At 34.1% G+C, this 10,946-nt stretch carries 7 protein-coding genes and 1 pseudogene; all 8 read right to left on the reverse strand.

All coding sequences use genetic code 11. The features are described from left to right. Positions 1–413: 413 nt before the first annotated feature. Positions 414–1,199: a GNAT family N-acetyltransferase gene (locus CRO04_RS25140; RefSeq protein WP_097006982.1), complete on the reverse strand. Its 786-nt coding sequence runs from the start codon at positions 1,197–1,199 to the stop codon at positions 414–416. Positions 1,200–1,381: 182 nt separating this feature from the next. After that, positions 1,382–2,170, reverse strand: coding sequence for a PHP domain-containing protein (locus tag CRO04_RS25145; RefSeq protein ID WP_097006983.1), 789 nt, complete (start codon positions 2,168–2,170; stop codon positions 1,382–1,384). A 158-nt stretch (positions 2,171–2,328) separates the two neighbouring features. Continuing rightward, a pseudogene (rhuM, locus tag CRO04_RS27355) lies at positions 2,329–2,939 on the reverse strand (RhuM family protein); the annotation flags it as partial. Positions 2,940–3,003: 64 nt separating this feature from the next. Continuing rightward, complete coding sequence (locus CRO04_RS25155) at positions 3,004–3,873, reverse strand: hypothetical protein (RefSeq protein WP_097006984.1); 870 nt, start codon at positions 3,871–3,873, stop codon at positions 3,004–3,006. Between the two features lie 601 nt (positions 3,874–4,474). Beyond that, positions 4,475–7,465 (reverse strand): DEAD/DEAH box helicase, encoded by a 2,991-nt coding sequence (locus CRO04_RS25160; protein WP_097006985.1) that lies wholly within the window; start codon positions 7,463–7,465, stop codon positions 4,475–4,477. Positions 7,466–8,020: 555 nt separating this feature from the next. Beyond that, a complete protein-coding gene (locus CRO04_RS25170; protein ID WP_097006987.1) occupies positions 8,021–9,163 on the reverse strand; it encodes a HEPN-associated N-terminal domain-containing protein in 1,143 nt (380 codons plus the stop codon). Between the two features lie 199 nt (positions 9,164–9,362). After that, complete coding sequence (locus CRO04_RS25175) at positions 9,363–10,091, reverse strand: hypothetical protein (RefSeq protein ID WP_097006988.1); 729 nt, start codon at positions 10,089–10,091, stop codon at positions 9,363–9,365. 14 nt (positions 10,092–10,105) lie between these two features. Then, positions 10,106–10,840, reverse strand: a complete 735-nt coding sequence (locus tag CRO04_RS25180; protein WP_097006989.1) for a hypothetical protein — start codon at positions 10,838–10,840, stop codon at positions 10,106–10,108. Between the last annotated feature and the right edge of the window lie 106 nt (positions 10,841–10,946).

Here is a 10,946-nt window from a genome sequence, read left to right on the forward strand (position 1 = left end):
ATTTCCGCGACTATTGTTCAATTGGAAAGAATCACATTTAGAATCTGAGAAAAGCAGGTTTAGAAAACGAACCTGTTTTTCTCAGACCCTAAACATGATACTTTCCTTTAGAATTATAGAACTGTCAAATAAATTTGATATGTCGCAATTCTTCTATTAATATTTTTGCTCACGACCTATTATGGGTTTTGTCAAGTTCATATATTTTTGACAAAACCCATTTACTAATCTTTCTTAATTTATTAATATGATGCTTGTTAGTCTAATTTCTTTGTATAATGGTTATAAAATACGACATATTTCGACAATTATTTCACAATGTGTTGAGTGTGTGAAAACGATTCACTCAAGGCATGGTTGGGCCTTGGCGGAATCATTATCATTCCTGCCAAACAAATACAAACCTATTCGCGCTATTTCATATCTTTCTTCATTAAAAACAATTCTGTTTCCGTACCTGCTCCCTTAAATCCCAGCTGCAGATAAATATTATGCTCTTCTCCTGTATCCGTAACAATGTAAACCCGCTTCTTCTCCTCTTTTATGGCTTTATAAAGCAGTTTCTTTAACATATTTGTTCCGAATCCCTTGCCCTGATATTCGTTTAATATTGTAACTTCTTCTAATTTTACAATTTGATCCTTCTCATACCAATCACAAAAACCGATCGGAGTCTCTTCGTCATAACAGATATAAAAATCCATCAATCCCTTTTCATAGAGTTCCTTTTTCTGATTTGCTTTCTCTCTGGATAACTCAAGGGACATTCTTTGCGCCGCATAAGTGATGGCACAATCTACTCCTGCTTTTATTTCTTCTGATGTAACTGCCTTTTTAATCCTGCAGCTGTCATCTCCATGCCAATCACCTGCGGAATGTTCACCCGCTGTCATATAGTAAAGATCGTCCACATCAAATCCTACTTCATTCATGGAATCATAAAATCCTTTCGAAACCTCAATTCCAGGGTGGATTACAATTTTTAGATGTTCTTTGTCTGACTGCGCCAACGCTTTTAATTGTTCGCGAATAAATTCAATTGTTTCCATCTCATTGCTTATGTTTTCTAACAGAATAAAATTATGGTCATACAATCCTGGTACAATCTGATTGCTAAAATAGCTGATATCTTGCACTGTTTTTTTCTGGCAGTATAATTCCATATAACCATCTTCTACCGCTCTTAATTTATTTATCATAAAATAATTCTCCTATCAAATACTATAAGCTGTCCTATTTCATTTACAGTTTCTAAGATTTACTTATGTTTGCGTATACCCCGCAATGCGGTGAACGGTCAAAAAAAGATACCGTACCCTTCTTATACCCCTCAACGGCTCTTTGGGTGATGTCTGAAGCTAAAATGCACGTATAAATAAACTTATGAATTTATCATAGCTTGAAGTTCTTTTATGTTCGCACCAACATCACTTTGTTTATGCGCGTCTGAAGCGGTCATCAATATCACTTTATTTTCCTTTAAAATTTGCAGAAGCTCTTGATTCAGTCCAAGTTGTAAGTCTTGGTTGTAATTCAGACGCAAACCACCACTATTTTCCGCATACATGTTGTTTCTATTGAGAACGTGCGCCAATTCGTAATAAGTATCTTTTAAATCACAGGAAGACTGATAACCAAAGCATTTGATGCTGTCAGGATGGGCAAGACCGCTGAACAAACCACTGTCACAGAGTTCATACATGATACTGTAATACCTCTTATATATATCATTGACATTTACTGCTCTCCAAATTTCCTTTTGCTTTGCATGATCAAAACCCCAGCCATCAATCCAATGTACCGATCCAGTAAGAAAATCGAAGTCATATTGTTTAAGGCAATCAGAAAGTCGATCAGCAGTTTCGGGGATATAGCAGACTTCCAGGCCGAATTTGACTTTAACCGGATAAATTCTGCCTTTTACGCTTTCAATAAAACTCAGATAACTATCGATAGAGCCGTTCATTCTTTGCGAAATCCAGTCACGCTGAAAGCTGTTATAATTTTTAACAGAAGAATACACTTTTTCAAATTCGTAAAATTGATGCGTATGCTCCAATAAATAAATTTCATCTATATCGGCTTTCAGCGCATTCGAAATAAACCCTTCAAAAAACTCAATGGAATACTTACCTTGCCCATGCAAGAAATGTACATGAACATCTCGCATATTCATTACCTCCTATCAACAAATTCCGAAAATATATTGCTGTTTTTATTTGCTTCCAAAGACTTCAGATTTTTTACTTATTAGCCTTTTCTTACTCAAGTAGACTAACTGTCTCTGTACCTTGTGGCGTTGATTCCGATGCCCACAAAACGCAGTTATATTTCCTTGTCGTTCAGATAATTCTTCGCAATGGAAACATCCGCTTTCACAATCATTCCATCCGGATCGGCTTCCCAAGTGGTCAATCCCATATGCTATTTCTCTGCAATAGCACGTTTCACAATTAGTTCCGCTGCTGTATGTCTGTAAACAGCCCAGTGCATCTAATTCTGCACAGTCTAAAAAAACGTCTGGTAGTCTTTGCATCTTTATCATAATCAAAAGCTGTAGAAGACAATTTGTCCTGACCACTTGCGGAAACGAACAGCACGGTCATTATTGACTTTAAAGCCAACGGCAATAATCATCTGGAGGTTATAGTGAATAACCTCTCGATTCACTTGCCTTGAGCCTTCGGTTTGAACTATTCGGAATTTCCGAATAGTTGCCTCCTCTGTCAGCTCACCGTCATCATATATTTTCTTAATATGTTCATTACCGTTGAAAGACTTACATCATACTGTGCAGCCATCATCTTATGTGTCAGCCATATATTTTCATCTTCATAACGCATTTCCATGCTGTTTGCATTATCTCCAACTGCTGTAACATAAGTAAGATATTCTGCTGCTGAACTATGAATATTTATTTCATCTTTCTTTTTTGGCATGGTATTCCACCAATCTATCATAGCTTTGAACTACTAAGTTTTATTTATAAGCGCTTACTATCTATTAGTTAAGGTGGTTAGAATCACGATAATTAAGTGACCAGATTTTAAAATCACCATTATCATCTTTATCAAACCAAAGAATTCCGTTTTCAACACATACCCCTTGGTAATTTGTAAATAAATATTTTGTATACATTGTTTCAATCTGCTCACGAAAATCCGTTTCTGCGAATAAAGTATCAATTTGATCTGACATTACACCCTCATTCTGTACAGAAATAACTTTTTTATTTACTCGAATATCAAGTGGATATCGAAACAATTTTATGAATTTTTCTTTATCTGTTATAGATTCTTTTATCTGTTTGGCAAAATTTTCAACTTCTGTTGATGTCATTTGACGACTCATAATACGATCTCCGCTGTAGTAATCATCATGATCATATCCTATAGGCATAAACGTTGACAAATACATACTAATCGTTACATCTTTTCCGGAAATTTTGCCGGTGCCTTTTAAATAGCCATCATAAATAGTACCTTTTAAATATCCGCCTTCATTATCATTTAACTCGAATTCCGTTAGACTTTTCATTTCTCCACGAAGTGTTTTTTCATCATCGCTTCTAGTAATATATGATGCAGTCAAAGAATTACCTTCTCTACGGATGTTCATTTGTACTTCTGATTCTCCTATTGTACCTTTAAAAATATTGTGTGTATTATTCCGGATTGGTTCTTCCATGGTGGTTTCAGTATATGGTTCCTTTTCTGTCGTTAACGCCTCAGTCTTAGTTACTACTGTTAATTGCTCAGTGCTGGTTTGATCTTGCTTAGTCATTTCAGTTTTTGTACAACCCATGCTGATGATACAAATGATAAAGGACACCATTATCATTGCTGATTGTTTAACGCTTTTTGTCCTAATCATTTTCAATTGCTCCTTTTCATGAAAAAACTTTATTAAATGCCCAATTCAAGAAGAAAAACTACGTTTATCTTTTTCTGCAATACTTAAATTAGCTGGACAGCATCTGGTATTCCATTGGCTTGGCAGGTCCATAAATATTACTATTTTCGATAAATTTCGACACAAATCTCACAATGTGTTGATGCTGTCAAACTGATTCTCGCAAGGCGCAATTTGGCCTTGGAGGAATACTAATCGTTTAAGCCGAGCCTACTGGCAAATTCCTTTTGACAACTTTGCCGTTCCTGATCCCACAATTATACCATAGATTTATTTTTTGGGGGGCTGGTTGTGTTACACCAGATAGAGAGTAATTTTGCCGATAGCTAGCATTACCAACAATAAAGCTCTCAATCCATAACCTCAAGAGCTTTACTCTTAGCAGTATCTATACTTAAGAAGCTATTAGCTTTAGTCACTCAAGACTACAGCAGATTTAGACATTACTATACTAGAATCAAGGAATTTCCACAAACACATTTACTGTAATTTGTAAATTCGAAATTCGATAAATCCAAGGAATTCTAAAAGTGCGGTAGAATTGTCCTTAACCAACAATTATTTAGCTACAGATCATTTTAAACTGCACACCGTATGTATCCATAAGATATGCACTTGTTCCACAAAGTAGTAGATTCATCTCTTCAGTAATCTTTTTAGAATCAACTCCTGGCTGAACAATATAAATCTCTAATTGTGCATTCATTACTTTGAGCTTATTTCTTATAACACCAAGGGATTTTATATCTCCCAGCTCAAATCTGCTTACTTTATTTTTTTTCATCCTGGAACTTTCTCTATACCTCATTCTATCCATAATCTTTATAACATCCTGTTTCCATGTTACCGATTTTTCTGCTTGCCCACAGACTTCATATAAATCTGCAACCCTTGCTCCTGCGTTTTTTCCATGAGCATATTTGCAATGGTAAAATTCGATTTTTATTTTATCAGATTCCTCTTTAATAGCAACAATATCTGCAATTTCTCCAGAATTATCATCATCAAATATTATCGTATATTCTTTTTTTCTTTTAAGCTCTTGAATAACGTTATACTGAATGGAATCTTTCTCTTTAGTCAACTTCTGAGATTCTTTTTGAATATCTATTCCCAAGCTATCCCAATCTCGCACCACAATGTTCTCTTTTTGAAAAACAAGATTGCTTTTGACATTTGCCTTAATATAATAATTTCCTTGTAATGTTGCTTGATTAACAAACTTAATAGTAGGTTGGTAAACGTTAAAATACTCCGTTAGCGAATATACCTTTTTACCTACATGCAATATAAAATTAGCACTCTTTACTTTGCTAAAGTAAAATCCTTTATCATCTATTGTTAATGTGAATTCTTCACTCTCATCCATGCTTTTAACATAAAATTTTAAAGGTTCACTGTCCAATGTTTGTATTAACCCAATTTCCATCTCATATATAGGAATATCTGTAAAATTGGTTTGTATGTAGATATTGGCTTCGCAAGAAATATCAAAATCATTTGGCCAGTCTATTCTATATGCATATTCTTTTGGTCTTTCATGTATTATCTCTGGCTGTAACACTCCTTCAAGAACATCTTTGGTGCTAATATTGGGATTATTAATTTTATCGTATACTTCATTGCACCAATTTTTCCAATAATCGATGGTTTCCACCCATCTTGACCATACTGTTCCTTTATGTGAGCAACCTATACTTATTTTTCCGTTTCCATCATATCCCATACCAAAAAGATTTGATTTATAGCTGTTTCCCTTTTGTGATTCAGAAATTGCCCCTACAATATCAATACCTGTAAACATTTTGTATCGTATTGGTCCATCAATTGCAGAATTTAATCCGACATTAGCTAACATAAGATGATTTATTCCATAGAGACATTTAAATATACATTCACCTGATAGTCTCTTAGCATCATCAAAGACAGATTCTGCAAATTTATTAAATGCTGATTTATCTGTAGAATTTATAAACACTATATTTTTTTGAACATTCCAATATAAAATATGAAGATTCCAGTTAAGATTATTTATTTCTCTGTAATTTGCCCACTCAATATTACTTTCCTCAGCTTCAACTACTATTAAGATATGCTCCTCTTCATTTACATAATATTTGCATTTCATTTGCTTAAAAGCTTTTTCCCAATTTTCCCAGTTCCACTCCTTTTTATTTGTAGAATAAGCAACCATACTTAACTTTGGTCTCAATTGATTTATATTAATCGTATCTATCCCAGTACCAATAAATCCACTGGCAAGTTTTTGCAATGAAACTTCTTTGCCTATGGCACTTGAAGACATTTCACTAAGCAAACTATTCCAATCAGAATCCTGTGAATATAATTCTTTCAATGCATCTTGAATATCTTCATTTGCAATATTAGTTATTACAGTAGCTTCACCCAGCCCCTTTTTATTTCTAGCAAAACGTCCAACAAATTGAAGAGTAATGGGCAGTGATTTATATTTATCATGTATCGCGGCAATTTTTAAACTTGGAATATCAATTCCCTCTCCAAATATATCAACGCATACAACAATTTTGGACTCTCCATTTTTTAGTTTGTCCATTTTGCATTTCTTTTCTTTATCCGACATTTTCCCTAAAATTAACACCGGATTATATTTTTCGAATAACTTTAAATAAATATCATTATACAGTTTTTCTGCCCTTTCAACATTATCCGTTCTAACCAAAACAGTATGTTGATACCCACTCTTTAGATCATTCTTCAGCTTATTGACTGCAGCCTTTGCAATTTCAGAATCACCTTTCTCATCATCGAACTCTACAATTGGCATAAAATTTATTTTTTGAAAATAACCTTGCCTCTGGGCTTGTGATAGTGGAAAATTATATATTATCTCACCATCTAATTTTCTTCCATCATTTCTAAATGGAGTAGCTGTAAACTGTAATATCTTCTTATCTGCAAAGAAGCTTTTAATCTGATCCCATTTTTGTGCTTTTATATGATGTGCTTCATCAACAATAAATGTATCACATTCTTGATGAATTAGACGCATATAAGAATCATCAAATCTACTCACTAAATTAGCTGTGGAAACAATAATATTACTCAGCTCCAATAATTCTTTTAAATCTTCTTTGGATTTTGGAGTTGAACGCAAGCATAATACATTCGGTAGTTTGGCTTTGAAATCCACAACGTTAATATCCTTTAATATCCCTAACCTTGCACAATTCTCTACAGTCTGCGTCCTTAACAAATTAGTAGGAACCAAAACAAATACCTTACTACGTTGTTCGGCTACAATTGTTGTAATCATCGTTTCCGTTTTTCCTGTTCCTGTAGGCATTACTACAGTTGCTGGCAGATCACTCACAGTCCAATGTGCCCGGATTGCAAAAACGGCTCCCAACTGTGCTGTCCGCAAACCTAACTGGTTTTTCTTCTCATCTTCACTTAAATAATTAATTTTATTTGACCAAGATTTTACTATTTGATTACAACTCTTAAATTTCCCTTTTTCATCTACATCACACAAAATATAATTACTGCCTTTTTTTATCATCTGTACCCCCAAATCAATACCTCCTCCATTCTATAATTCTTTAATTTTCCCTTTTATTTCATCCTCCAACCGCTGCACCATACAAGTTAACCACATCTACGAAGATAACTTTTTGCCTCTTAATAATATTTGAGTATTAGCAAATTTGTCACATAATTCGCGACACTGAATTTCAAACATATTACTCTTTTCAAATGTGTTTTTCTACAACCTAAGTCAACAAGGTTTTTGTAGATCAAATCAACATTTTTAATACCGGCATTATACTCCTCTATCATCATTTCAAAGTGCTCCAAATAATCGGTGCGCGTCTTGTTTTTTAACCTTATAATTAAAAACCTGCTCAACCTTATTTTAAGTTTCTGCACCTCAACATTTTTGTGCTTCTTCTCAAAATTCCTATGCATTTTCTCATAGTCAAGCCAAAAAAGGTCATTTGTATTGTCCTGATGGTTAGAGATATGTAACCTTCTGCATCAATGAATAATTCTAACACTTACTCAAAATTTCCGATTACACTATAGATATTGACTGGCGGAGACCTTCTATAGTCAAAAGCATAAGAGATCAATTAATATTTTTCAAACTAGCTTTATCCATATAGAGTGCATTTTTCAAATTACTGTTACATTCTATACAGTGTTCATTATTGAAAAACAATACACAGCATTTCTTTCCCTTTACTAGTGAACTATTGTAAATAATACCGCTAAGCTTAAACTCTTTATAAAAATTCCGAATATGTTCAGTAAAAATCTGGGTTGGTAAATACTGTATCGGTTTACCATTGCATTTTTTCGAAACGTCTGTTGCAAAATTCCTCATAAATATCAAAGGAGAGCGCAAATGCCTTTTGGTAGGATCAAAAAGACTAGGGAACTCTATCGAGTCCAATTGGGTTAAATCAAGGACTTTTATTCTTTCGCTTGGATAAAATTTAGCAGAGGTTACCGTGTCGGATGGTTTTGCACCTATTTCTTTTAAAGTTGTTTCAATATCTTCTGCTCCGTAAAACATCGAGACCCCTTTCCGACTCATCCTGTTAGCTGCTGCATATTTTACTGGTGCTGAACCAATCCTTTTTGCAGAATCAACATTCTCTGCTTTATCGTGAATAACACTCCTGTAAAAGCCTGTATCCTTATTTATATTTTTTATCAATCCAAGTTCTTGAAAATGTTCAGTTATTTTATAAAGTATTTGAGATTTTAAAGCTATATCTTCAAAAGAGGAAGTTGGACTCTTTGCAGATTTACAAAACTGCTTCCACTCAATATAATCTTCCTCGTGAATTCTTAATGCATAGGGATCTTTATCACACCACTCAATTGAATCATTTAAAGTTTTATATATATCAGTTAGTACAGCCTCATCTTCAATTCCCATCTCAGGAGAAAGCTTATCAAAGACCATATTGTAATTATCATAAGTACGCGCCCCTATGAAACCGCCCTCTTTACCTTCCCAATGCATGCATCCTGTTGCATCCTCAAACTCAAATCGTATACTTTCGACAATATGGCCGATTAAATCCTCAAGCTTACAACATTTTCTAATTTTTGAGCAATAATCACATTTATTTTTAGTTCCAATGTTTCTTATAAAAGATTTTATCGCATGATCTCCTACACAGCTAGTACATATAATAGAATCTATTGACGAGTATCCTCTTTCCTGATATTCAATTTGTTTGTTCTTCAAATACCCCATTTAATACCCCCTATTGCTATGCACTCTGAAACACTAAAATTATAGGTATTACCATAACGGTTATTTTTGACTAACCATCGTTATAATTGCGCATTATGCAGTATTTTGATACTTCACTTATATAAGTTACTTAGGTACATTATCCTTGCTGAATGCAATATCATGAAATTTCTCAATGCTTTTTTGAAAATCCGAGTTATCAATCTCTATTATTATACCAACTATACCCAGAAGGTTTTAATTCTTTTTCCTCTTTATTTTTCTCATGCACCCGTTTTCCCAAAAACTCATCATCCCTTGCAATGGCTGGATCATACCAGTCCGCTTTATTTTTAGCCCATTTTATCCAATCTAATGTTTCCTCATCTTTATTACCAATCACTTCAACTGCAGAAATATAAGAACGTATTTTACTTGCTCTATCATAATCTTCTGCCAAATTATTTAAAGTAACAGTACGCTCTACCTCTGCATTATAGCGTTTACGGCGTTCTTCCTTAAGTCTTTCTTCCTCTTTACGCTTACGCATTGCTTCTTCCCTTGCCTCACGTTCCTTACATAGTACATCAGTTGTTTCATACATTTGGATTAGGATATCTCCTAGCCGCTCTTCAATCTGGTAAGATTTACAATCCCTATAAGTCCTTGTATTATGTACAGTGATGCTTAGCCGACCATTATATACATGATCATATTTACGTATTTTGGGTTTAGATGCATAGGAATAACGTTTTCTATCTTCCTCATATTTCAGAAGCTGGAGATTCTCTTCTTTAGTATTTATATGCTTAATTTCATCCTTTGCTTCACTGAATTGTATGGATACTATTTCATCTCTGATTATAAACTTTAAATCATCGTTAAGTGTACAACCTAAAGGTTCCATAACGTGTATTAATGAATCCAATATACGAAAAACCCTTGGCATACTTTCTTCCGAAATTACATCAGAAAAAACAGGAGAGGGTTCGCTGTTATACCGTGATCCCAGGTATCTGCCAGGTATCTGCCAGCTATCTTAATATTATTTTTATTCCATTCAGTTATGGTACGTCTATGAGCAATTATCTTCGGATGCATTTTAGCACCCTTATTAGTCAGCTGGATCTGATCCGCTATTGCAAAGAGCATTTCACGTTCTTCACCTTCCATAAAGCTCAGAACTGTGTTGTCGGTATCCCCGATATCTTCTGAATTAGTTCTTGAACCAAATTTCTGCACTGGTTTATCTGTCTTTGGTAATGGAATTTTATTAACCGGCTTTCCAGCATATACTTTTGCCCAATAGCCACTTGGAGGTGTTGGGACATCAAGTGACTTACAGACTTTATGGATTGCCACATCAGAGACTCTATATTTTTTTGCAACTTCAGTAACAGGTCTTTCCCAGACCTCTTTATACAATATTTCTCTATTATAAATATTATACTTAGAACTCTGTTGCGAATTTATTTCGTTATATTCTGACGTTTCTAATTTATCCTGTCCAGCGTTTAACGCATAAGGGTCTATTTCAGGTAAAATAATATGCTGAGTCTCCTTAGATACTTGGATATTAATTGTAGTAGTTTCATCTCCTAATCTTGCTTTCTGCTTATTTTTATCATTTTTTGTTTCTAGATTTGGAAGTGTAATCATATCTGTTTTTGAATCTGGTAATGGCGTTGTAAACGGCAAGTACTTTCCAGCAAAAAATGGAAATTATTTTCCAGCACTTTTTGGCAAATAAAATCCAGCACTTATGCTTATATTCCCCTGCGGATAGTCCGCAGGGATTTTTTTA

It is taken from the genome of Lacrimispora amygdalina, from assembly GCF_900205965.1.
GTDB classification, from domain to species: Bacteria; Bacillota; Clostridia; order Lachnospirales; family Lachnospiraceae; genus Lacrimispora; species Lacrimispora amygdalina_A.

Coding starts and splice junctions, on each gene's coding strand:
- CRO04_RS25140 (WP_097006982.1), bottom strand. CDS start 1,199: ATGATAAATAAATTAAGAGCGGTAGAAGATGGTTATATGGAATTATAC.
- CRO04_RS25170 (WP_097006987.1), bottom strand. CDS start 9,163: ATGGGGTATTTGAAGAACAAACAAATTGAATATCAGGAAAGAGGATAC.
- CRO04_RS25155 (WP_097006984.1), bottom strand. CDS start 3,873: ATGATTAGGACAAAAAGCGTTAAACAATCAGCAATGATAATGGTGTCC.
- CRO04_RS25175 (WP_097006988.1), bottom strand. CDS start 10,091: ATGCCAAGGGTTTTTCGTATATTGGATTCATTAATACACGTTATGGAA.
- CRO04_RS25145 (WP_097006983.1), bottom strand. CDS start 2,170: ATGCGAGATGTTCATGTACATTTCTTGCATGGGCAAGGTAAGTATTCC.